This window comes from Mycolicibacterium sp. SMGY-1XX, assembly GCF_059132455.1.
Genome location: NZ_CP101139.1, coordinates 5,365,676 through 5,387,129 on the forward strand (window position 1 = coordinate 5,365,676; position 21,454 = coordinate 5,387,129).

Consider the following 21,454-nt stretch of genomic DNA (forward strand, 5'->3'; position numbering starts at 1 on the left):
ACCGCCCACTCGCGTGGGCGGGTCATCAGCTGCGCGGTAGTCCCAGTACCCGGCCGGCGATGATGGAACGCTGGATCTCCGAGGTACCGCCTGCGATGGTGCCGGCGAAGCTGCGCTGGTAGCGCTCGAACCAACCCACCCCTTCACTGTCCTCGTTGTACGGGGCGAACGGCGATGTCCGCGACGGGTGTGCCAGCCCGTCCGGACCCGCGGCATCGAGAGCATGCTCGGCAGCCTCTTGAATGGCCTCGGAGCCAAGCAGTTTCAGCACCGACAGCGACGCCACATCCTGTTCGCCGCGGGCTTCCCGGGCCAGCGCCGCCGAGCCCAGTAGCCGCAGCGCCTGCACGTCCATCACCAGTTTTGCGTAATGGTCGCGGTCCAGCACACGCTGCGGCGTGAAATCGGCGACCAGACCGTCGAGCCGGTCGGCGAAGCTGAGCCACAACAACGTCCGCTCGTGCCCGAGCGAGCCGTTGGCCACTCCCCAACCGCCGTCGAGCGGGCCGACGAGGTTCTCCGCCGGCACCCTGGCGTCGCTGAAGAAGACCTCGTTGAAGTCCAGGTCGTCGCGGTCGCACCACGAGGCGAACGGCCGCCGGGTCACCCCTTCGGTGTCGGTGGGGATCAACAGCACACTGATGCCCTTGTGTTTGGGAGCGTCGGGGTCGGTGCGCACGAACGTCAACAGCACGTCCGCGTGGTGGGCGCCCGAGGTCCACACCTTCTGGCCATTGACCACGAAGTGGTCGCCGTCGCGCACCGCGGACGTGCGCAGTGACGCCAGATCGGAGCCGGCGCCGGGCTCGCTCATGCCAAGGGCCGCAGTGATTTCGGCGCGCAGGATCGGCACCGCCCACCGGTGCTTCTGCTCGTCGGTGCCGAACGACAGCAGTGACGCCGCGATGATGCCGAGGCCCTGCGGGTTGAAGCTGTGGTAGATCCGGCGCCGCGACAGTTCCTCGAGGTGTACGTACTGCTGCAGGATCGAGGCGTTGCGCCCGCCGAACTCCGGCGGGTTACCGGGTAACAGCCAGCCGTGGTCGAACTGGGTGCGCTGCCAGCGACGTGCCCACTCCGGGATGTCGGCACTGGAGTGCGACCGCTGTGTGGTCTCGGCAGCGTCGGGAAGATGCTCATCGAGGAACGCGACGAACTCTGCCCGGAACGCTTCGACCTCGGCGTCGAAGCTCAGCTGCATCAGACCCTCCCCGCCAGGGTCAGCTCGGTGATGCGGGCGCGGTGTTCGGCGGCACCGCCGAGCAGCAGCTCGCCAGCCTTGGCTCGCTTCAACGCGAACTGCACATCGTTCTCCCACGTGAAACCCATTGCGCCGAACAGCTGTACACCGTGCCGGAACACCAGCGACTGGCACTCCCCAGCGGACGCCTTCGCCATGGCGGCGGCCAGGGCGCGGCGCGGGTCGTCGGCGGCGATGGTCAGCGCGGCGAAATAGGACAGTGCGCGGGCCCGTTCGACAGCGACGTGCATATCCGCGGCCTTGTGCTGGACGGCCTGGAACGAGCCGATGGCCACGCCGAACTGCTGACGGCTGCGCACATGATCGAGCACCAGATCCAGGACACGCTGGCAGGCCCCGACCATCGTCAGCGCCAGCCCCGTCAGGGCGACGTGACGGGCGCGGTCCGGATCGGAGGCCACGCGCTCACCGTGCCCGACCCGTACCCCGTCGAACGTGACTTCACTGACGTGCAACACCGGATCGAACACCGGAACGCGGCGTGCCCTCACCTGATCGGCCGTGACGACGAACACCCCCGCCGGTGTCACCACCGCGAGCCGGTCGGCCCGGTCACCGTCGAGTACGTGACGTGCGGTGCCGTCGAGCACCCAGCCTTCACCGGAGCGAGCCGCGCTGACCCCGCTGAACACGGCCGCCCCCGAGGCGGTGGGATCGGCGAGTTCGGGCGCCAGGGGCGTGAACTGTGTCAGTGTCGCCAGATACGGGGTGGGATCGGTGGCGCGGCCGAGTTCCTCGACGAGCAGGCCCAACTCCACCATCTCGGTGGCGTCGGTGAGTTCGGTCCACCCCTGGTCGATGTAACTTCGCCAGAGCTGACCGGTCTCGGTGCCCGCGTCGTCGCTGTCCGCTTCGGCGACCTTCCGAACCAGCGATGCCGGGCACTGTTTGGCCAAGGCTTCGCGGGCGGTGTCACGCCACAAGCGCTGGTCGGAATCGAGCTCCAACAGCATCCGTCCACCTCACAATTCCAGAGTGATCTCCCGCTGACGGAGAATACCATTCTCTACCTGCGGAAGGATTGATCTCAAGAATCATCGACAGGTGGGGGCCTGGAGACCCAATGTCACTCTGTTCTCCGGTACAGTTCTTCCATGTCTCTCTTCATGCGGGCCTTCCGACCCGGCACGGCTCGGTGATCCGGTGAGCAGCCCCAGCGAGGAACCCGCATGGAAGCAGCGCGCGGTCGAGCGGTCGATCAAGACCGCCAAGCTCCGTGCCGCCCAACGAGTGCAGCGCTTCTTGGATGCCGCTCAGGCGATCATCACCGAGAAGGGGAGCACCGATTTCACGGTGCAAGAAGTCGTCGACCGCTCGCGTCAGTCACTGCGCAGTTTCTACCTCCAGTTCGACGGCAAGCACGAGCTGCTGCTGGCATTGTTCGAGGATGCGCTGAGCCGCGCCGCCGATCAGATCCGCGCCGCTACCACCGGGCAGTCCGATCCGTTGGACCGGTTGAAAGTCGCAATTGAGTTGCTGTTCGAGCTTTCTCGGCCGGACCCCACCGCCAAGCGGCCGCTGTTCACCGACTTCGCTCCCCAGTTGCTCATCTCCCACCCCACCGAGGTGCGGGTGGCCCACGCGCCGGTGATCCAGCTGTTCACGGAACTGATGGACGCCGCCGCCGAAGCCGGAGTACTGCGCGCCGGTGTGAACCCCAAGCGGATGGCCGCGATGACGATGCAGACGGTGATGTTCACCGCACAGTCCAGCGCGCCGGCCGACGACGACATCGCGCATCCCATCACCTCCGAAGAAGTGTGGAACTTCTGCGCCCAAGGCTTCGCCGCCGACTAGAGAATTCGATTCTCTGTAATCAAGAGCCGCTCTCACGTCGAGGGTGGCCGGCGATCTCATGCTCGGCCAGGAGGGACACCGCCGCCTGGTAGGGATCGCTGGTGCCCTCGGCAACATCAGCCGCCAACCGCTCCAGGTCGGGGTGGTGATGGAGCCGGGTTTGCGCCAGCGACAGGATCTGCGCCCGCGCCCTTGCCCGCCGTCGCTCGGGCGAATCCGACCGGCGATGGGCGTCGATGGCCTCGACCAAGTCGTCGACCCCCTCCCCGCGGGCGGCGATCAGCTTCAGGATCGGCGCGCTGGTCTCGGCGTGCAGATCCCGCATCGTCTGGTCGGCACCCTCGCGATCGGCTTTGTTGATCACCACCAGATCGGCCACCTCGAGCAGCCCCGCCTTGGCGGCCTGGATGGCGTCGCCCGCCCCGGGATTGAGGATGACGACCGTCGGGTCGGCGACGGCGGCGATCTCGATCTCCGACTGCCCGACACCCACCGTCTCGATCAGGATCAGGTCATAGGCCAGCGTGGACAGCAGCCGGATGGCGGCGGGCACTGCGGCGGCCAGACCACCCAGGTGGCCGCGGGTGGCGATCGACCGGATCAGCACCCCGGAGTCGTTGATGTGCGCGGCCATTCGGATCCGGTCCCCCAGCAGCGCCCCACCGCTGTACGGCGATGACGGGTCCACCGCCAGGACGGCCACCCTCAGACCACGGCGTCGGTAGGCACCCACCAGGACGGCGACCGTCGTGGACTTACCCGCACCCGGAGGCCCGGTGATACCGACGACGTGCGCAGGCGCGCCGGCCAGCAAGGGCAGCAGTTCGTCGCGGCGCTCGCTCTCGACAAGGCTCAGCAGGCGCCCTGCGGCCCGGATGGAACCGCCACGCGCCGCTTCCACCAGTTCGGCGATGTTCATGGTCATCGAATCGGTTCATCGCCTTTCCGAACTGGATCGCCACCCTCGCACGCACCTCACTGCGAGAATAGTATTCTCGTTCAACGAGAGTAGTAATTGCAAGAAGGGGAGCAGTATGCAGATCAGTGGGGCGTCCGCGATCGTCGTCGGCGGGGCAGGCGGGCTCGGCGAGGCCACCGTGCGTCGACTGCACGGCGCCGGGGCCAAGGTCGTCGTCGCCGACATGGCCGACGACAAAGGCAACGCGCTGGAATCCGAACTCGGCGTGCGCTATGTCCGCACCGACGCGACCAGCGAGGAGAGCGTGCAGGCCGCCCTGGCCGAAGCGGAATCGCTTGGCCCGCTGCGTATCTCGGTGGACACTCACGGCGGGCCGGCCAGCGGTGGCCGACTGGTCGGCAAGGACGGCAGCCCGCTGAGCCTCGAGGGCTTCAAGACCACCATCGAGTTCTACCTCACCGCGGTGTTCAACGTGCTGCGGCTCTCGGCGGCGGCCATCGCCAAGCAGGAGCCGCTGGAGGAAGGTCAGCGCGGCGTCGTCATCAACACCGCCTCCATCGCCGGCTACGAGGGCCAGATCGGCCAGGTGCCCTACTCGGCCGCCAAGGGTGGCGTCATCGGGATGACGCTGGTGGCCGCACGGGACTTGTCGCCGTTGGGCATTCGCGTCGTCACCATCGCTCCGGGCACCATCAACACCCCGGCGTACGGTCAGGCCGCCGACCAGCTCGAAGCCTACTGGAGCTCGCAGATCCCCTTCCCCAAACGGATGGGCCGCTCGCTCGAATACGGCCAACTCGCCGCGTCCATCATCGAGAACGACTACCTCAACGGCGAGGTCATCCGCCTCGACGGCGCCCTGCGCTTCCCACCCAAATAGTTGCGATTTGGGCGCGCTGGTAACCGCTGAGCGGTTACCAGCGCGCCGAAATCACTTGGAGATCAGGCCGTCGACGATCTTGTTGAAGTCGGCGGTCCCGAACGACACGTACTCGGCGAGGTTGGCGTAATCCAGCGACGCCAACACCGACTTCTCCAGCTGGATGTTCATCAGGCGCTTGGTGCTTTCCACCGCCTGCTGCGGCAGTTCGAGAATCTTCTGCGCGCATGCGATCGCCGCTGCCAGCGGGTCGGCGACCACGTGATTGGCCAGGCCCAGCTCGACGGCCCGTGCCGCCTTGATGCGCACACCCGTGAGCGCAAACTCCTTGGCCTGCAACAGCGAGATCTGCGACGGCCACACCAGTGGCCCACCGTCGGCGGCCACCAGCCCGATCTGGACGTGCGGGTCGGAGAAGAACGCATTCTCGGCGATGTAGACGATATCGCTCAACGCGGCCAGGCTGCAGCCCAATCCGACGGCCGGGCCGTTGACGGCGGCGATCACAGGGATGCGGCAGCGCACCATGCCGATCACCAGGTCGCGACCGTGTTTGATCGTCTTGGTGCGCAACGCCTCGTCACCGCGTAGCTCGTCGAGGTAGTTGAAGTCACCGCCGGCCGAAAACGCCCGTCCCGCACCGGTGATGACGGCCGCACGCGCCTCGGTGTCCTCGTTGAGCTCCTCCCAGATCCTCGCCAAGCCGACATGCAGGGCATCGTTGACGGCATTGAGTTCGTCGGGCCGGTTGAGCGTGATGATCCGCAGCGGTCCGTCGGCGGTCACCTGGATCTCGTCGGGCATTCCGTACATCTAGACTCCTTGTCCCAAAATGCGTGCCGCGATGATGTTCTTCTGGATCTGCGAGGTGCCGCCCATGACGCTCTGGGCGCGGCTGTAGAGGTACGCACCCAGCAGGTCATCGTCACGAGTGCCCGTCACCGCCAGCACGGCATGGCCCACCGACTGCTCGGCCCACGTCATCAACAGCTTGTCGATGGACCCGTCGGAACCGTGCACCACCCCGTCGAGTTGTTCGGACAGTCGACGTTGCACGTGACGGGTGAGCATCTCGGTTTCGACTGCGGCCCATGCCAATTCCGCGGGCACCTCGCCATCCGAGCGTCTGACCAAATCGCGTACGGTCTTGCCGTAACGCGCGGCGAAGCCCAGCGTGGAGGGCTCGCGTTCGTGGCCGACCACCGTCATCGCCAACGGCCAGCCCTCGCCGGGAGCGCCCACCATCTGATCGGCCGGCACCACCGCGCCGTCGAACGACACCTGCCCGAACTCCTTGGTGACGCCACTGATCATCTTCAGCGGCCGCTGTTCGATGCCGTCCTGGTGCATGGAGATGATGAACGCCGAGATACCGCGGTGGCGTTTGGCCTCCGGGTCGGTGCGGGCCAGCAGCAGACACCAGTCGGCCTCGTCGGAGTAGCTGGTCCAGATCTTGTGGCCATGAATGATGTAGTTGTCACCATCCCGGGTGGCCGTGGTGGTCAACGACGCCAGGTCCGAGCCGGCACCGGGCTCACTGAAACCCTGGCACCACCGTTCGGTGCCGTTGATCATGCCGGGCAAAAACCGCTGCTGCAGCTCCCTGCTGCCGTGCCGGCCCAGGCCGACCACCAGATACCCCAGGCTGGGCCGCGCCGGTGCGCCCGCGCGGGTCAGCTCCTCATCGAGGATGACGTCATACACCGGCGGCAACTCCTGCCCGCCGTACTCCTTGGGCCACGACAGTCCGAAAAATCCCCCCTCGTACAGGGCGCGGTGCCACTTCCCCGCGTTGGCCCAGTACTCGTCACCGGAGGTCGGGAAGTCTTTCGCGTGCAGGGCAAGCCATGCGCGCAGTCGGTCCCGGAATGCGGCCTCGTCGGGTGAATCACGAAAGTCCAAGATCGATCTCCTCCAGCTTGACGGGCCACAGTTCGGTCGAGACGAGGGCACGCCGCAGGAAGACGTGCGCCAGGCATTCCCAGGTGTTGCCGATCCCGCCGTGCACCTGGATGGAGGTCTCACATACGGTGCGGGCGGTGCGCGCGCAGTAGACCTTGGCCATCCGCGCCGCGCGCAGGGCCTCGGCGGCTGGCAGCTCGTCGACGGCCCACGCGGCGTAGCGCATTATGCTCACCGCACCCTCGGTCAGCGCCAGGCTCTCGGCCAGCAGATGCGCGACGGCCTGGTACGAGCCGATCGAATTGCCGTATTGCTCACGGATTTTTGCGTAGTCGTTGGCCAGGGCCAGGGCCCCGCGGGAGACGCCCACCAGATCGGCGGCCGTGGTGGCGACGGCCAGGGCCTGACAGCGCGCGGCGTCGTCCTCGGTGACTTCACCGACAACGGTGAGGGTGCCTGCGCCGGCGCCGACCCGGGTCAGGTCGACATCCACGGTGTGGCCATCGAGTTCGCCACGCAGCACGACGGTGCCGCGCAGTGACAGCGAGTGGGTGTGCCCGCGGGCGTCGGCGGCAATGCGGTTGTGAGCAACGGTATCGGTGCCGGCTTCCAGGCCGAGCCGGCGCAGCAGGTCATCGGCCAGCACCGGCCCCAGGAAGGGCGCGTCCACCAAACCCCGGCCGAACTCCTCGGCGACGATGGCCACCTCGACGCCGGAGGCTTCGTCGGTGCGCAGTGACCGCCACCCCGTCGCCGCGATCTGCTTGTCCAGGCGGGTGATTCGGCTCTGGTCAGCGAGATCGGCCACCGAATGGGGACCGAGATCGTCGGCCAGTTTCGCGGCCGCATCACGCAGCTGTTGCTGTTCACTGGTCAGACGTACGTCCATACCTCTCCTTCAGTACGCGACGGAGCACCTTGCCCGACGGCAGGCGCGGGATCTCGGAAACGAACACGACGTCGTGCAGCCGCTTGTACGACGCCAGCCGGTCGGCCACCAGTGCGGCGAGTTCGTCGGCTGAGGCGGTGCCTTGCACGGCCGCCACCACGGCTTCACCGTGCGCGTCATGTGCGACACCGAACACCGCACAATCGCGTACCGCGGGATGGCCGTGCAACACCGCCTCGATCTCGGCGGGTGCCACCTGGAAACCGCGCACCTTGATCATCTCCTTGGCGCGGTCGGTGATTCGCAACCAGCCCTCGGCATCGAGGTAGCCGACGTCGCCGGTGCGATACCAACCGTGGTCGAAGGCGCCGGCATTCGCGGAATCCGGTAGATAGCCCGACATCACCGAATCCGATTGCGCCTGAATCTCGCCCACTTCACCGGCGGCGACCGGCTCCCCGGTCTCCAGCGACACGATGCGCAGCCGCACCCCGGGGACGGCCCGTCCCACGGTGTCCAGCTGTGCGTCGGTCAGGACGTTGCAGGCCAGCACCGGCAGCTCACTGGCCCCGTACGCCGTCACCCAGTTGGCGCCACAGCGGCGGGTGACGGCCTCGGCCACGCTGGCGGTCACCGGGGTGGCACACCACATGATGAAACGCAGTGAGGAAAGGTCGTACTCTTCCAGCTTCGGATGGGCGGCAATGGCCAGCGCGATGGGCGCCACGGCCATCTCGATGGTGATGCCGTCGGACTCGATGTGCGCCAGCAGCGCATCGATGTCGAAGCGGCGGTGCAATCGCAGCCAGCCACCGGAGTCCAGCACGGTGACGATGTTGAGCAGCCCCAGGATGTGTGAGGGCGGAGTGACGATCTGCAGGCGGTCCGTGGGCCTCAGATCCAGTGCCCGCCGCCAGTGCCGCACCGCTTCGGCGAACGCGCCGTGGGTGTGCCGGACCGCCTTGGGCAGACCGGTGGTCCCCGAGCTGAACACCAGCACGGCCTCATCGCCGGGGGCGGGGGTGACGCCGGGCACCGGGGCCGCCGCCGGTACCGGGTCATCGAGAGAGATCATCGGCATCAGCTCGCCCAGCACCGGTTGGTCACCCACCGCGTGGACGGGCCGGGTGAGGTCGAGTGCGGCGGTGACCTCGGCGCGTTTCCAGGCCGGACTGATCAGGACCACGGACGCGCCGAGCCTCCAGATGGCGCGCAGCGCGACGACGAACTCAGGACGGTTGGAGGACATGAGCGCCACGCGCTGTCCCGGCCGGACTCCGTGTCGGTGCAGCGCGGCGGCGAAGTGCGCGACCAGGCCGTCGAGTTCGGAGCGACGAATCCGCCTGTCCTCGAAGGCAAGCACCTCGGCATCGTCCGCATGCGCGGCAAGGCGAGACGTGGCCTGCGTCGAAGTCATGGTGAGAAGATCCTATCGCTCACGGAGAACTATATTCTCTTTGGGGTAGAATTCACATACCAGACCACGCCGAACGGAAGCCGAGGAGGGTGACGGAGTTGAGCTCGACGAATTCGGCCACAGAAACGGACGCCACGACCGACACACAGGAAGCCGGGGCGATCACGATCCTGCTGGACGGCAGGTCGGCGACCATCCGCCCCAACCCGGGCGAAACGCTGCTGGAAAGCGGTCGACGGGCTGGGATGTCACCACCGTTCTCGTGCGAAGCGGGCAACTGCGGCACGTGCATGGCCAAACTCACCGAGGGCACCGCGACCATGCGGATCAACGACGCCCTGGACGACGACGAGGTCGAGGAAGGCTACGTGCTGACCTGCCAGGCCGTCCCCGAAGGTCCCGTCGTGTGCGATTACGACTGCTGAGCCGCATGCTCGACATCGTGCTCACCCAGACGTGGGTACGGACGGTAATCCGGTTGGTACCCATCGACGTTGACCGAGCTGCGCACCAACCGGTGCGTCCCCGCCGTCACCACCACCTCCGGTAGTGCGTCCAACGCCTCGGGCAGCGACCGCACGGCCGCGGCCGGGAGCCCCAGTGGACGCAACCGGGCCTCCCAGTTGACCGCGGTGTCGGTCAGCAGGGCCTCGGACACCACCGCCAACACCTCGTCCCGGTGGGCGACGCGTTCGGCCATGGTGGCAAAACCCTCGATACCCGCCTCTCCGGCGAAGGACCGCCAGAATCCGTCGTGCGTGACGAACAGCGCAAGATATCCGGCGGCGGTGGGAAACAGCTGCGCCGGAACATAATAGGAGTGCGCACCATGGGGGTATCGCTGCGGGTGGATCCCGTCGTTGAGGTAGGCCGCGGCACGATAGTTCAGTTGCGAGAGCATCACATCGCGCAGGCAGACATCAACCTGCCCGCCGCGCCCGGACACGACCATCGCCAGCAACCCCAGGGCGGCCGTCAACCCCGTGGAGTTGTCGGCCGACGAGTAACCCGGCAACGTGGGTGGGCCATCCGGATCACCGGTCAGCGCGGCGATCCCCGTCGAGGCCTGCACGATGTAGTCGAACGCGGGGTCATCGCCGCCGTAGAGGCCGAAGCCCGTGATGGCCACACACACGATCCCCGGGTTGTGGCGTTGCAGCGCCTCATAGGTCAGTCCCAGTTTGTGGATGGCCGACGGCTTCAGATTCACCAACAGCGCATGGGAATCCGCCACCAGCTCCCCCAGGCGCTGCTGTCCCGCGTCCGTGGCCAGCTCCAGGCAGACACTGCGTTTACCGCGGTTGAGGCTGGCGAAGTAGCTGTCGGAAACCTGCCGGGAGATGTCACCGGTGGGGGGTTCGATCTTGGTGACCTCGGCACCCAGGTCGGCCAGCATCATGGTGGCGTAGGGGCCGGCCAGCATGGTGCCGACCTCGAGGATCTTGATGCCGGCCAACGGTGCGCTCACCGGATGGCCTTCCCCAGTTCGGCGATCACCTCGCGGGTGCGGTACTTCGAGGCGACGAGTTCGTCCCGGGTGTCGCCGATCGGCAGCAGCCGTACCGACAGATCTGTCACGCCGGCGTCGGCGAACTGCTGGAACCGCGCCAGGATGGCATCTTCGTCACCGGCCGCACACAGATCACCGACATTGCGGGCGTCCCCTCGGTCCAACAACTTCTGGTAGTTCGGCGACGTCTCCGCCTCGGCGAGAATACGATTCGCACGTTCCTTGGCTGCGTCGATCTCGGAGTTGGCACACAGACACACCGGGATACCCGCGACGATCCGGGGCGCCGGGCGCCCGGCGCTCTCGGCGGCTCTGGTGATCCGCGGGGCGATGTGATCACCGATGGCACGTTCGTCGGCCATCCACAACACCGTGCCGTCGGCCAGTTCACCTGCGATCTGGAGCATGACGGGCCCCAGCGCGGCCACCAGGACCGGCATGGGCTGGTCTGCACCCAGCACGGTGGGGTTGTGCACGGTGAACGAGTTGTTCTCGACATCGACGTCACCGGGGCCGGCCACCGCGGCGTTGAGCACCTGCAGGTAGTCCCGGGTGTAGGCGGCCGGCTTGTCGTACGGGAGGCCGAGCATGTCCCGCACGATCCAGTGGTGCGACGGCCCCACCCCCAGCGCCAGCCGACCGCCCGTTCCGGCATGCACCGAAAGGGCCTGCCGGGCAAGGGCGATGGGGTGCTGGGCCTGCAGCGGCACCACGGCGGTGCCGAGCTCGATGCGGGTACTGCGGGCACCCATCAGCGACACCATGGTCAGGGCGTCGAAGTCGTTGGGCACCTGTGGCATCCACGCGGTGTCCATCCCCGCCGACTCGGCCCACTCGATGTCGGCGAGCAGCTTGTTGACCTTGCGCGCCATGTCGCCGCGCTCGGCCCCGATCATCACACCCAGTCTCATTTGACCGCCTCACCCGTCAGCGCACGCACCTCGGTGACCAACGTGTCCAGTGACGTGCCGGTGGGGAACACCGCCGCCGCGCCCGCCTCTTTCAGCTTCGGTACGTCACCGGCGGGGATGGTGCCGCCCACCACGACGGCGATATCGCCGGCATCGGCGGCACGCAGCGCCTCGACGGTGCGTGCGGTCAACGCCAGATGCGCCCCGGACAGGATCGAAAGGCCCACCACCGCAACGTCTTCCTGCAGTGCGATGGACACGATGTCCTCGATACGCTGCCGGATCCCGGTGTAGATGACCTCGAAGCCGGCGTCGCGCAGGGTTCGCGCGACTATCTTGGCGCCGCGATCATGGCCGTCCAGACCCGGCTTGGCGACCAGTACACGCACACCCACCAGATCACTCCCCTTCCGAGAAAGCTTCGTTCCTAGAAAACGACCGGTTGCTGGAACTCGCCCCAGACCGCCTTGAGCGCACTGACCATCTCACCCACCGTGCAATATGCGTTCGCGCAGTCGATCAGCGTGTGCATCAGATTGTCGGTTCCTTCGGCGGCGCGCGACAGCGCCGCCAGCGCAGCGGCGACAGCCGCCGAATCACGCTCGGCTTTCACCCGCGCCAGCCGTTTCAACTGCAGCTCACGACCTTCGGCATCGAGTTCGTAGGTGTCGATATCGGGGGGCGGCTCATCGGAGACGAACTTGTTGACCCCGACCACCGGCCGCACCCCGGACTCGACGTCCTGGTGGGTGCGGTACGCCTCGTCGGCGATCAGGCCCTGCAGGTAGCCGTCTTCGATGCAGCGCACCATGCCGCCGTGTTGCTCGAGATCAGCCATGATCTCGACGATCTTCTCTTCGGTGGCGTCGGTCAGCGCCTCGACGAAATAGGAACCACCGAGCGGGTCGGCCACCCGGGTCACGCCGGTCTCGTAGGCCAGGATCTGCTGGGTGCGCAGTGCCAGTGTGGCCGACTCCTCACTGGGCAACGCAAACGGTTCGTCCCAGGCGGCGGTGAACATGGACTGTACTCCGCCGAGCACGGATGCCATTGCCTCATAGGCGATCCGGACGACGTTGTTCTGCGCCTGCGGCGCGTACAGCGAGGCACCGCCGGAGACGCAGCCGAAGCGGAACATCGACGCCTTGTCGTGGGTGGACCCGTAGCGTTCCCGCACGATGGTGGCCCATCGGCGGCGCCCCGCACGGTATTTGGCGATCTCTTCGAAGAAGTCACCGTGGGTGTAGAAGAAGAACGACACCTGCGGGGCGAACTTGTCGATACTCATCCGGCCGCGTTCGACCACGGTGTCACAGTAGGTCACACCGTCGGCCAAGGTGAACGCCATCTCCTGTACCGCGCTGGCACCGGCGTCCCGGAAATGCGCGCCCGCCACCGAGATCGCGTTGAAGCGCGGCACTTCGGCGGCACAGAATTCGATGGTGTCGGCGATCAGGCGAAGTGACGGCTCAGGTGGCCAGATCCAGGTGCCGCGGGAGGCGTATTCCTTGAGGATGTCGTTCTGGATGGTGCCGGTGAGCTTCTCGCGTGGCACACCTTTCTTCTCGGCGGCCGCGACATAGAAGGCCAGCAGGATCGCCGCGGTGCCGTTGATGGTGAAACTGGTGCTGATCTTGTCCAGCGGAATGCCGTCGAACAGGACCTCGGCGTCGGCCAGCGTGTCCACGGCCACCCCGACCCGGCCCACTTCCTCGCCGTATTCGGCATCGTCGGAGTCGTAGCCGCACTGTGTCGGAAGATCGAGGGCCACCGACAGCCCGGTGCCGCCCTGGTCCAGTAGGTAGCGGTAGCGCCGGTTGGACTCTTCGGCGGTGCCGAAACCCGAGTACTGCCGGAACGTCCACAGCCGCCCCCGGTAGCCGGTCGCGAAGTTGCCGCGGGTGAACGGATACTCCCCCGGTGCGGGTGGTTCGCCGTGCGCGTCGCTGCGATCGGCCGGCCCGTAGACCGGCTCGAGTGGGATACCGGACGACGTCTGGGTGCTGTAGTCGAACCGGGGCGTCTGAGCTCCGTTCTTCGGCGGTGAATCCACACGGATAACGTACTTGCAAAAAAAGAGAATGCCAATACCATCGCTGAGCAATGCCCGCTCATAGCCGGACCCGACCATCGGAGAAACATGCCCGAGAACAGCTCCAGCCTTCGTGGCGCCACCCTTGTGATCTCCGGCGCCAGCCGCGGAATCGGTCTGGCGATCGCGGTGGGCGCGGCCCGCGAAGGTGCCAACGTGGTGCTACTGGCCAAGACCGCCGAGCCGCACCCGAAGCTGCCCGGCACGGTCTACACCGCGGTGCGCGACATCGAGGCGGCCGGCGGTCAGGCGGTTGCCGTGGTGGGTGACGTCCGCGACGAGGACGACGTGCAGCGCGCCGTGGCCGCGGCCGTCGAGCGGTTCGGCGGTGTCGACATCTGCGTCAACAACGCCAGCGCCATCGCCACCGACGGCACCGAGCAGCTTTCCGCCAAGAAGTACGATCTGATGCTCGACATCAATTGCCGCGGAACGTTTTTGTTGACCAAGGCGTGCCTTCCGCACCTGCGGGTATCGTCGAATCCGCACATTCTCACCATCGCGCCGCCACTGAACCTCAACCCGTACTGGCTCGGCGCCCATCCCACCTACACCCTGTCGAAGTACGGGATGACGCTGCTGACCCTGGGCTGGGCGGAAGAATTTCGCGAGGCCGGAATCGCGGCCAACTGCCTGTGGCCGCAGACCTACATCGCCACCTCCGCCGTGAGCAATCTCGCCGGCGGAGACGAACTGGCGCAGGCGTCCCGCAGCCCGCAGATCATGGCTGATGCCGCCGTTGCGATCCTGCGCGGACGCACGACGGGGCAGGCTTTCATCGACTCCGAGGTGCTGGGCGACGCCGGCGTCACCGACCTTTCCCGCTACGGCGGCGGGGACAAGCCGATCCTCGATCTCTTCCTCGACGCGGACTAGTTCGCGGAAACCTCCATTGCGCATAACGAGAGGACTATTCTCACACGCGAATGGAGGTGACGGCCACCATGACGATCGAGCAGATCGAGCGACGCACCGAGGCCGCCGAGGAAATCGAGAGAATCCTGGCCGCCGCGGTCCGGGTGATGTCGCGCACCGCGCCGGATGCACCCAAGGTCAGCGACATCATCGGCGAAGCCGGCACCTGCAACAAGGCGTTCTACCGCCACTTCGCCGGCAAGGACGACCTGATACTCGCCGTGATGCAACGCGGTATCGGCCGGGTGACCGCGCACCTGCATCAGCAGATGGACAGCGAATGCGAGCCGGCGGCCAAGCTCGGCCGTTGGGTGCGCGGGCTGCTGGACCAGGTCACCGACCCGCACCTGTTCACCCTGTGCCACGCCACCGTGGCGCAGATGTCGGCCCCCGATGACGAGATGATGCAGCCGCTGCGCGAACTGCTGACCGCGCCACTGCAGCAGATGGGCCGCGTCGACGCCGGCCGCGACGCGGACGCGGTGTTCCACTGCACCATGGGCACCTTGCGTCGTTACGTGGGCTCGGGGCGGCAGCCACCGCAGGAAGATGTCGAACACCTGGTGCGGTTCTGCCTCAGCGGCATCGGGGTCCGGGTGGGTGAAGCGACTCTCACCTGAGGCGGCCCGCCTGGTGTTTCGCTACGCGGCCGGCGTCACCATCGCCCACATCCTGGCCGTCACCGAGGTCCTGTTCATCATGACCACCCTGCGCCCCGAGACCACCGGTTCGGCGCAGGCCCTGTTCCGGGACCAGAACGCGGTGCTGATCGTCACCGTGGTGGTCGCGGCGATCACCGTCGTCGCCGTGGGCAGCATCGCCAACGTGACGCCGTCGCTGCGTTGGTTCGTGCCGGCGTCGGAACCCACTGCGCGACAACGCCGTGCCGCCATCGGGATCGCCAGGCGGCAGTCGCTGCTGTTGCTCGGTGTCTGGGTGGCCAGTGGCGCCGTCACGGTCCTGGCCGATCCACGCCACGCCGCGGACGTGGCACTGCTGACCGCACCCGCGGTGTTCTTCGGGGTCACCGCCGCGGTGTGCACCGCACTGTTGCTGACGATGCGCACGCTGCGGCCCATCACCGCTGCCGCCGCCCCGACACTGGGGTCCCGCGACACCGCGCCCGGCGTGCTGGCCCGGTTGATCACCATGTGGGTGTTGTGTTGTGCGCTGCCCAATGTCGGTATCGCGCTGCTGATCGTCGCCCGCGCGCGTGGGGTGGTGATCTCCGACTCCGGCTCCATCGAGGTGCCCGTGCTGGTGCTGTCGGTGGTGGCGGTGTTGTGGGGCTTGCGGGCGATCATCGTGGTGTCGAGGTCGATCTCCGACCCGGTGCGTGATGTCGTGGACGCGATGGCCCACGTGGAGCGCGGTGACATCAGGCGCACCGTGGACGTCTACGAGCGTTCCGAAATAGGGCGCCTACAAAGCGGTTTCAATCGGATGGTGGCCGGTCTGCGCGAACGTGACCGGTTGCGCGACCTGTTCAGCAGGCACGTCGGCGCGGATCTGGTGACATTGCTGGTGCAGCGCGACACCACGCTCTACCGCGATGTCCGGGAGGTCGCGGTGCTGTTCGTCGATCTGACCGGCAGTACCCAGTTCGCGGCGGCCCGCCCACCGCAGGACGTGGCCGACACCCTCAACCGCTTCTTCCAGACCGTGGTGGCCGCGGTGGATCAGGGCCACGGATTCGTGAACAAGTTCCAAGGTGATGCCGCACTCGCGGTGTTCGGCGCCCCGATCCACAACGCCGCAGCCGCCACGGACGCCCTGGCCACCGCCCGCGACCTGGCACAGCGCATGCGTGATGTCCCCGAGGTCGATTTCGGTATCGGAGTGTCGGCCGGGCCGGTGTTCGCCGGATATCTCGGCGCACTGAACCGCTTCGAGTACACCGTCGTCGGTGACCCGGTCAACGAAGCAGCGCGGCTCGCCGACCGGGCCAAGACGCTGACGGGCCGCGTGGCGTGTTCGGGCGCCGCCCTGACCCGCGCCGATGGGGCAGAGCAGAAGAACTGGCGCACCGAGGTTTCCGAAGTGCTGCGCGGCCGCTCCAGTGCCACCGACCTCAGCGTGCCTACTTAGGCCGCGAGACGTCGATACCGTACTGCGCCGCTTTGCGATACAGCGTGGCCCGGCTCATCCCCAGCTCGTGCGCCGCTTCGGCCATGGTGGGCGCCCCGGTACCGAGGACCCGGACAATCTCGCCGCGCTCGAACGCCTCGATCCGGGACAGGTGCCGGGTGTCGCCGGCGAGGACTTCCGACGGCAGCATCGCCACGTCGACGACGTCGGAACGGCCCGCCGCCTGTGCCACCACCCGGGACAGCTGATCGACGTTGCCGGGCCAGCCGTAGTTCTGCAGAGCACGCGCGGCGGCCGGGCTGATCTGGACGTCACGACCGCGGGTGCGTCTGGCGATGTGTGCGGCCAGGGGAAGCACATCGGCACTGCGGTCACGCAATGGCGGCACTTCCACCACGGTGTCGACGAGCCCGGACAGGGCGACCGGGATGTCGGTGAACCGCTCGGCGGTCATCGCGAACGGCACGCTGGAAGTCTGCGCCACCAGGTCGCGGAGCCGCTCGGCCGCCCAGGTGGGCAGGGTGTCGACGTCACGCACGACGACGGCGGTGTGGGCCTTGCCGAGCTCCGGCGCCCACAGTTCGAGCCAGGTCGAGGTGTCCGACGGCGCGGGCACCCCCGCGGACAGGATGCGATCCCGCGGATACACATGGCGGGCCGCCTGGGCCAGCAGCGTCGCCCGGCCCACGCCGGGCTCACCGATGGCGGCCACCACGTGGCGCGACGCCATGGCGCGTTCGGCCCGGGCCACCACCTGGTTCCACGCCTCGGACAACTGGTGCAGCGTGCCGGATCCCGGTTCCAGCCGCGGCATCTCGACCCGGAACACCTGACCACGGGAGGTCGGCCGGGGCCGCCGGCCGCTGGAGCGGGCCAGCATCAGCGCGGCGGTGTTGCTGGCCGCCGAACGCGCCAGGGCCAGCAACAAGTCGCTGGACGACTGCGACCACGTGGTGAAGTTGACGCTGCCCTCCAGCCGCCCGCTGACCGGATCCAGCACCGGTACCGCCGCGCAGGTGAACGAGCACAGATTCAACGCGTAGTGCTCGTCGGCACGCACCAGCGTCGGCACCCGGTCGGCCAACGCGAGTCCCAGCCCGTTGGTGCCGACCTCGCGTTCGGAGTAGGCGAACCCGGGCGCCAGGTGCACGTCATCGAGGGCCCGCAGCAGGCTGTGGTCACCGGAGAGCCGGCTCAACACCACTCCCTCGGCGTCGGTCAGCATCATGCTGACCGGTTCGGCCGACAGCGTCCGATGCAGGTCGGTGAGCACCTCGTTGCCGCACTCGACGAACAGCGATTCCAGGTTCTCGGTGCCGGCGAACACCGGTTCCACCGACTCCAGGGGCACGCCGTACTCCTCGCTGCGCTGCCAGGAAGCCAGCAGGCGCCGCGGCAGCGCGCGGTCCACCTCCTGCTGCCGTTGCACTCGGTCCGGTACTCCGTCAGACACTCCGCCGGCCCCTCCTTCGCTGTGACCCAGATTACATCGAGCCCGGTTCCACGCCGCCGGGGTGGCGTCTCAGATTGAGACGCCCAGACCCTCCGCGAAGCCGGTTCGCGAACCTACTCTCAGGCCAGTGCTGTGACAGCCGTCACAGGAGAGAGAGGCCAGCCCATGTACCGCAAGGACGACACCACGTACTTCATCGTCGACGCCCACATCGCCTTGTGGGATGCGCGCCCGGAGAATCAGCGCAACATCCACGGCAAACAGTTCATCGACTGCTTCTACGACTATCACCGCAACCTGTCGCCCGAATCGGAAGTCTGGAGCTACGAGGAATACCTCTATCAGGGCGGCGAACGCCTGATGAAAGACCTGTTCACCGACGGCTATGTCGACCACGCGATCTTTCAGCCCGCCCAGCTGGGCGAGTTCTACTACAAGGGTTTCGGCCAGACCGACGAAGCGTTCGAGCTGGCCACCAAGCACCCGGACAAGCTGACCTACAACCACAACTTCGACCCCCGCAACGGCGAAGCGGGCCTGCACCAGTTCCGTGAAGACGCCAAGAAGTACAACCTCAAAGGCGTCAAGCTCTACACCGCCGAATGGCACGGCGACTCCCGCGGCTGGCGGATGGACGACCCGTGGGCCTACCGCTATTTCGAGGCCTGCCGCGAACTCGGCGTGCGCAACATCCACGTACACAAGGGGCCGACCATCCGCCCGCTGGACCGCGACGCGTTCGACGTGGCCGACATCGACCACGTGGCCTCGGACTTCACCGACCTGAACTTCGTCGTCGAACACTGCGGCCTGCCCCGGCTGGAGGACTTCTGCTGGATCGCCACGCAGGAACCGAACGTGCATGCCGGGCTGGCGGTGGCGATGCCCTTCATCCACACCCGGCCCAAGTACTTCGCACAGATCATGGGCGAGCTGCTCTACTGGGTCGGCGAAGACCGCATCCAATTCTCCTCGGACTACGCGCTGTGGACGCCACGTTGGCTGATCGAGGCGTTCGTCGACTTCCAGATTCCCGACGAGCTCGGCGAATACCCCGCGACCACCGAAGACCAGAAGCGCAAGATCCTCGGGCTCAACGCAGCCAAGATGTACGACATCCCGGTGCCGGCCGAACTGCAGATCCCCTCCGCAGACGACCCGGCAGTCGGCCCGCGCGGCGCCGACAACACCGCCGAGAATGCCGACCACCTGGTGGGGGCGTGAGAATGAGCCGCCACCAACAAGCGATGGCCGCGCTGTCGACGGTGGTCGACCCGGAGCTCGACGAACCGATCACCGACCTCGGTTTCGTGCACACACTGGTGATCAGTCCGGCGCTCAACGTGAAACTGCACCTGCGTCTTCCGACCTCGTTCTGCTCACCCAACTTCGCCTACCTGATGGCGTCGGACGCCAAAGACGCTCTGTCGGCGCTGGATTGGACCAACAACGTGGTGGTCGAGCTCGACGACCACCACGACTCCGACATCATCAACACCGGACTGGCCACCGACGCCGGGTATCGCGGCACCTTCGGCCATGAAGCCGACCAGTCGCTGGACGAGCTGCGCGAGACCTTCAAGCGCAAGGCCCACACCGCGGCGATGGAACGCTGCCTGACCGCGCTGCTGAGGGCCGACCCCGACCGCACCGAGGAGGGCCTGGGCGCTGTCACACTCTGCGAGCTGCCCGACGACAGCACCACGGCAGCGCTGTTACGGCGCCGGGTCGCGCTCGGATTGTCAACTTGGCCAGACGATCTCGTCATGGTCGACCATGCCGGCCGCGGTTACTCGGCCGGTGACGTCCCGCTGGCCCTGCGCCGGGCCCGGTCCACCCGGATCTCGATCGACGGTAACGCCCATTTCTGCCGCGGCCTGCTGCAGACGCGCTACGACGACCCCGTCACGCCCACCTCGGCGCACACCCTGATTCCCCTGTCCCCCCTGCAAGGAGCACTGTCATGAGCACGATGCGCGCCGTCCAAGTGGTCGGCTACCACCAGAATCTGGAGATGAAGGAAGTCCCGGTCCCCACCCCCACCGGCCCCTTCGACGTGGTGATCAAGATCGGCGGCGCCGGCGTGTGCCGTACCGACCTGCACATCCTCGAGGGACAGTGGGCAGAGAAATCGCAAGTCCAGTTGCCGTACACCATCGGTCACGAGAACGCCGGCTGGGTTCATGCCGTCGGCGCCGCGGTCACCAACGTCGCCGAGGGCGACAAGGTGATCGTCCACCCGCTGATCACCTGCGGGCTGTGCCGCGCCTGCCGATCCGGTGACGATGTGCACTGTGAGGCCAACGCTTTTCCCGGAATCGACACCAACGGTGGTTATGCCGAGTACCTGAGGACCTCGGCGCGCAGCGTGGTCAAGATCGACGACTCCTTGGAACCCTCGGATGTGGCGGCACTGGCCGACGCCGGCCTGACCGCCTACCACGCCGCAGCCAAGGCCGCGCGCCGCCTCACCCCGCGGGACCGGTGTGTGGTGATCGGCGCCGGCGGTTTGGGCCACATCGGGATTCAGGTACTCAAGGCCCTGTCCCCCGCCGAACTCATCGTCGTCGACCGTAATCCGGAGGCACTCAAGCTCGCCGAAGCCATCGGCGCCGACCATGGGGTGGTCGCCGACGGCACCCAGGTGGACCAGGTGCTGACCCTCACCGGTGGGCACGGTGCGGAGACCGTCGTCGATTTCGTGGGCGAAGGGGGTGCCACCAGCGAAGGCGTGGCGATGCTGCGGCGGGCCGGTGACTATCACGTCGTCGGGTACGGCGAGAACATCAACGTGCCCACGATTGACATCATCTCGACGGAGATCAACTTCATCGGCAACCTGGTGGGCTCGTACAACGACCTCTGCGACCTGATGGCACTGGCCGCCCGCGGCGCGGTCAATCTGCACACCCAGAAGTACGCCCTCGACGACTTCCAGTCCGCCATCAACGATCTCGACGCCGGCAACGTCCGCGGGCGCGCCATCCTCACCCCTTAGGAGTTCTCAGATGATATTCATCGTGGTCAAGTGGAAGCCGAAACAGGAGTATCTCGAGACATTCCCCGACGTCGTCGCCGAGTTCACCCAGGCAACCCGCAACGAGCCCGGCAACCTGTTCTTCGAGTGGTCCCGCAGCCTCGACGATCCATCGGAATACGTTCTGGTCGAAGGGTTCCGCGACGGTGATGCCGGTAAGGAACATGTCACCAGCGAGCACTTCAAGAAGTTCGTCGCCGAAGCGCCGAACGCGCTGGCTTCCACACCGCTGATCATCAGCCACACGATCGACGCTGACGGATGGTCGGAGATGGGTGAGATCAAGGTTGGCTGACAGCGCCGATGTGACCAACCGGACAACAACGTCCTCGCTGTTCCCGATAGGGCTGCGACCCGGGTGGATATCCGTCCTCATGGCCAGA

At 66.9% G+C, this 21,454-nt stretch carries 22 protein-coding genes; 10 read left to right on the forward strand and 12 right to left on the reverse strand.

Annotated elements, in window-relative coordinates:
• Positions 1-25: 25 nt before the first annotated feature.
• Positions 26-1,201 carry an acyl-CoA dehydrogenase family protein gene (locus tag NL241_RS25645; protein ID WP_494395395.1) on the reverse strand — a complete coding sequence of 392 codons (1,176 nt, stop codon included), beginning with the start codon at positions 1,199-1,201 and terminating at the stop codon, positions 26-28.
• Positions 1,201-2,214 carry an acyl-CoA dehydrogenase family protein gene (locus NL241_RS25650; RefSeq protein ID WP_494395396.1) on the reverse strand — a complete coding sequence of 338 codons (1,014 nt, stop codon included), beginning with the start codon at positions 2,212-2,214 and terminating at the stop codon, positions 1,201-1,203. Before NL241_RS25650 ends, NL241_RS25645 begins: the two co-directional genes overlap by 1 nt.
• Before the next feature lie 190 nt (positions 2,215-2,404).
• Here NL241_RS25650 and NL241_RS25655 point away from each other — a divergent pair, with 190 nt between their 5' ends.
• Positions 2,405-3,058 carry a TetR/AcrR family transcriptional regulator gene (locus NL241_RS25655; RefSeq protein WP_487696584.1) on the forward strand — a complete coding sequence of 218 codons (654 nt, stop codon included), beginning with the start codon at positions 2,405-2,407 and terminating at the stop codon, positions 3,056-3,058.
• 19 nt (positions 3,059-3,077) lie between these two features.
• Here NL241_RS25655 and meaB read toward each other — a convergent pair whose 3' ends face one another.
• Positions 3,078-3,977: a methylmalonyl Co-A mutase-associated GTPase MeaB gene (meaB, locus tag NL241_RS25660; RefSeq protein ID WP_494398389.1), complete on the reverse strand. Its 900-nt coding sequence runs from the start codon at positions 3,975-3,977 to the stop codon at positions 3,078-3,080.
• 115 nt (positions 3,978-4,092) lie between these two features.
• Between meaB and NL241_RS25665 the strand changes: the two genes are divergently transcribed.
• Complete coding sequence (locus NL241_RS25665) at positions 4,093-4,857, forward strand: SDR family NAD(P)-dependent oxidoreductase (RefSeq protein ID WP_487696585.1); 765 nt, start codon at positions 4,093-4,095, stop codon at positions 4,855-4,857.
• A gap of 51 nt (positions 4,858-4,908) precedes the next feature.
• Here NL241_RS25665 and NL241_RS25670 read toward each other — a convergent pair whose 3' ends face one another.
• Genes NL241_RS25670 through NL241_RS25685 form a run of 4 tightly spaced genes read right to left on the reverse strand, consistent with a single transcriptional unit; the run spans position 4,909 to position 9,065 of the window.
• Complete coding sequence (locus tag NL241_RS25670) at positions 4,909-5,670, reverse strand: enoyl-CoA hydratase/isomerase family protein (protein ID WP_494395397.1); 762 nt, start codon at positions 5,668-5,670, stop codon at positions 4,909-4,911.
• Positions 5,671-6,759, reverse strand: coding sequence for an acyl-CoA dehydrogenase family protein (locus NL241_RS25675; protein WP_487696587.1), 1,089 nt, complete (start codon positions 6,757-6,759; stop codon positions 5,671-5,673). It lies immediately after the preceding gene.
• Positions 6,746-7,648 carry an acyl-CoA dehydrogenase family protein gene (locus tag NL241_RS25680; protein ID WP_494395398.1) on the reverse strand — a complete coding sequence of 301 codons (903 nt, stop codon included), beginning with the start codon at positions 7,646-7,648 and terminating at the stop codon, positions 6,746-6,748. The genes NL241_RS25675 and NL241_RS25680 overlap by 14 nt, the downstream gene beginning before the upstream one ends.
• Positions 7,626-9,065 carry a class I adenylate-forming enzyme family protein gene (locus NL241_RS25685; protein ID WP_494395399.1) on the reverse strand — a complete coding sequence of 480 codons (1,440 nt, stop codon included), beginning with the start codon at positions 9,063-9,065 and terminating at the stop codon, positions 7,626-7,628. Before NL241_RS25685 ends, NL241_RS25680 begins: the two co-directional genes overlap by 23 nt.
• A 98-nt stretch (positions 9,066-9,163) precedes the next feature.
• Here NL241_RS25685 and NL241_RS25690 point away from each other — a divergent pair, with 98 nt between their 5' ends.
• Entirely contained in the window at positions 9,164-9,490 is a 327-nt protein-coding gene (locus tag NL241_RS25690) for a 2Fe-2S iron-sulfur cluster-binding protein (RefSeq protein ID WP_487696590.1), read from the forward strand.
• On the opposite strand, the gene NL241_RS25695 is transcribed toward NL241_RS25690, so the two are convergent.
• From NL241_RS25695 to NL241_RS25710, 4 genes are read right to left on the reverse strand one after another with little or no spacing between them, the layout of a single operon-like run.
• Positions 9,478-10,533: a CaiB/BaiF CoA transferase family protein gene (locus NL241_RS25695; RefSeq protein ID WP_487696591.1), complete on the reverse strand. Its 1,056-nt coding sequence runs from the start codon at positions 10,531-10,533 to the stop codon at positions 9,478-9,480. The genes NL241_RS25690 and NL241_RS25695 overlap by 13 nt on opposite strands.
• The gene (locus NL241_RS25700) at positions 10,530-11,486 is read right to left on the reverse strand and encodes an LLM class F420-dependent oxidoreductase (RefSeq protein WP_494395400.1); all 957 of its coding nucleotides are present in this window, start codon (positions 11,484-11,486) and stop codon (positions 10,530-10,532) included. The genes NL241_RS25695 and NL241_RS25700 overlap by 4 nt, the downstream gene beginning before the upstream one ends.
• The gene (locus tag NL241_RS25705; RefSeq protein ID WP_487696593.1) at positions 11,483-11,881 is read right to left on the reverse strand and encodes a cobalamin B12-binding domain-containing protein; all 399 of its coding nucleotides are present in this window, start codon (positions 11,879-11,881) and stop codon (positions 11,483-11,485) included. Before NL241_RS25705 ends, NL241_RS25700 begins: the two co-directional genes overlap by 4 nt.
• 32 nt (positions 11,882-11,913) lie before the next feature.
• Positions 11,914-13,539, reverse strand: a complete 1,626-nt coding sequence (locus NL241_RS25710) for a methylmalonyl-CoA mutase family protein (RefSeq protein ID WP_494395401.1) — start codon at positions 13,537-13,539, stop codon at positions 11,914-11,916.
• A gap of 87 nt (positions 13,540-13,626) precedes the next feature.
• Here NL241_RS25710 and NL241_RS25715 point away from each other — a divergent pair, with 87 nt between their 5' ends.
• The 3 genes from NL241_RS25715 to NL241_RS25725 all read left to right on the forward strand — a co-directional run bounded on the left by NL241_RS25715 (position 13,627) and on the right by NL241_RS25725 (position 16,581).
• Positions 13,627-14,454: an SDR family oxidoreductase gene (locus NL241_RS25715; protein WP_494395402.1), complete on the forward strand. Its 828-nt coding sequence runs from the start codon at positions 13,627-13,629 to the stop codon at positions 14,452-14,454.
• 68 nt (positions 14,455-14,522) lie between these two features.
• Entirely contained in the window at positions 14,523-15,113 is a 591-nt protein-coding gene (locus NL241_RS25720) for a TetR/AcrR family transcriptional regulator (protein ID WP_494395403.1), read from the forward strand.
• Between the two features lie 13 nt (positions 15,114-15,126).
• The gene (locus tag NL241_RS25725) at positions 15,127-16,581 is read left to right on the forward strand and encodes an adenylate/guanylate cyclase domain-containing protein (RefSeq protein ID WP_494398390.1); all 1,455 of its coding nucleotides are present in this window, start codon (positions 15,127-15,129) and stop codon (positions 16,579-16,581) included.
• Here NL241_RS25725 and NL241_RS25730 read toward each other — a convergent pair.
• A complete protein-coding gene (locus tag NL241_RS25730) occupies positions 16,574-18,034 on the reverse strand; it encodes an AAA-type ATPase lid domain-containing protein (RefSeq protein WP_494395404.1) in 1,461 nt (486 codons plus the stop codon). The genes NL241_RS25725 and NL241_RS25730 overlap by 8 nt on opposite strands.
• A 165-nt stretch (positions 18,035-18,199) precedes the next feature.
• On the opposite strand from NL241_RS25730, the gene NL241_RS25735 reads away from it, so the two are divergent.
• The 4 genes from NL241_RS25735 to NL241_RS25750 are packed head-to-tail and all read left to right on the forward strand — an operon-like array spanning position 18,200 to position 21,366.
• Positions 18,200-19,258 carry an amidohydrolase family protein gene (locus tag NL241_RS25735; RefSeq protein WP_494395405.1) on the forward strand — a complete coding sequence of 353 codons (1,059 nt, stop codon included), beginning with the start codon at positions 18,200-18,202 and terminating at the stop codon, positions 19,256-19,258.
• A gap of 2 nt (positions 19,259-19,260) precedes the next feature.
• Positions 19,261-20,001 carry an iron-sulfur cluster assembly protein gene (locus tag NL241_RS25740; RefSeq protein WP_494395406.1) on the forward strand — a complete coding sequence of 247 codons (741 nt, stop codon included), beginning with the start codon at positions 19,261-19,263 and terminating at the stop codon, positions 19,999-20,001.
• A 5-nt stretch (positions 20,002-20,006) separates the two neighbouring features.
• Positions 20,007-21,032 (forward strand): NAD(P)-dependent alcohol dehydrogenase, encoded by a 1,026-nt coding sequence (locus NL241_RS25745; protein ID WP_494398391.1) that lies wholly within the window; start codon positions 20,007-20,009, stop codon positions 21,030-21,032.
• 10 nt (positions 21,033-21,042) lie between these two features.
• Positions 21,043-21,366 carry a putative quinol monooxygenase gene (locus NL241_RS25750; protein ID WP_487696600.1) on the forward strand — a complete coding sequence of 108 codons (324 nt, stop codon included), beginning with the start codon at positions 21,043-21,045 and terminating at the stop codon, positions 21,364-21,366.
• Positions 21,367-21,454: the final 88 nt, after the last annotated feature.

Excerpts from the sequence above, each read along its gene's own strand:
- NL241_RS25645 (WP_494395395.1), bottom strand. The coding sequence starts at position 1,201 with ATGCAGCTGAGCTTCGACGCCGAGGTCGAAGCGTTCCGGGCAGAGTTC.
- NL241_RS25650 (WP_494395396.1), bottom strand. The coding sequence starts at position 2,214 with ATGCTGTTGGAGCTCGATTCCGACCAGCGCTTGTGGCGTGACACCGCC.
- meaB (WP_494398389.1), bottom strand. The coding sequence starts at position 3,977 with ATGAACATCGCCGAACTGGTGGAAGCGGCGCGTGGCGGTTCCATCCGG.
- NL241_RS25665 (WP_487696585.1), top strand. The coding sequence starts at position 4,093 with ATGCAGATCAGTGGGGCGTCCGCGATCGTCGTCGGCGGGGCAGGCGGG.
- NL241_RS25670 (WP_494395397.1), bottom strand. The coding sequence starts at position 5,670 with ATGTACGGAATGCCCGACGAGATCCAGGTGACCGCCGACGGACCGCTG.
- NL241_RS25680 (WP_494395398.1), bottom strand. The coding sequence starts at position 7,648 with ATGGACGTACGTCTGACCAGTGAACAGCAACAGCTGCGTGATGCGGCC.
- NL241_RS25685 (WP_494395399.1), bottom strand. The coding sequence starts at position 9,065 with ATGACTTCGACGCAGGCCACGTCTCGCCTTGCCGCGCATGCGGACGAT.
- NL241_RS25700 (WP_494395400.1), bottom strand. The coding sequence starts at position 11,486 with ATGAGACTGGGTGTGATGATCGGGGCCGAGCGCGGCGACATGGCGCGC.
- NL241_RS25715 (WP_494395402.1), top strand. The coding sequence starts at position 13,627 with ATGCCCGAGAACAGCTCCAGCCTTCGTGGCGCCACCCTTGTGATCTCC.
- NL241_RS25720 (WP_494395403.1), top strand. The coding sequence starts at position 14,523 with ATGACGATCGAGCAGATCGAGCGACGCACCGAGGCCGCCGAGGAAATC.
- NL241_RS25735 (WP_494395405.1), top strand. The coding sequence starts at position 18,200 with ATGTACCGCAAGGACGACACCACGTACTTCATCGTCGACGCCCACATC.
- NL241_RS25740 (WP_494395406.1), top strand. The coding sequence starts at position 19,261 with ATGAGCCGCCACCAACAAGCGATGGCCGCGCTGTCGACGGTGGTCGAC.
- NL241_RS25745 (WP_494398391.1), top strand. The coding sequence starts at position 20,007 with ATGCGCGCCGTCCAAGTGGTCGGCTACCACCAGAATCTGGAGATGAAG.
- NL241_RS25750 (WP_487696600.1), top strand. The coding sequence starts at position 21,043 with ATGATATTCATCGTGGTCAAGTGGAAGCCGAAACAGGAGTATCTCGAG.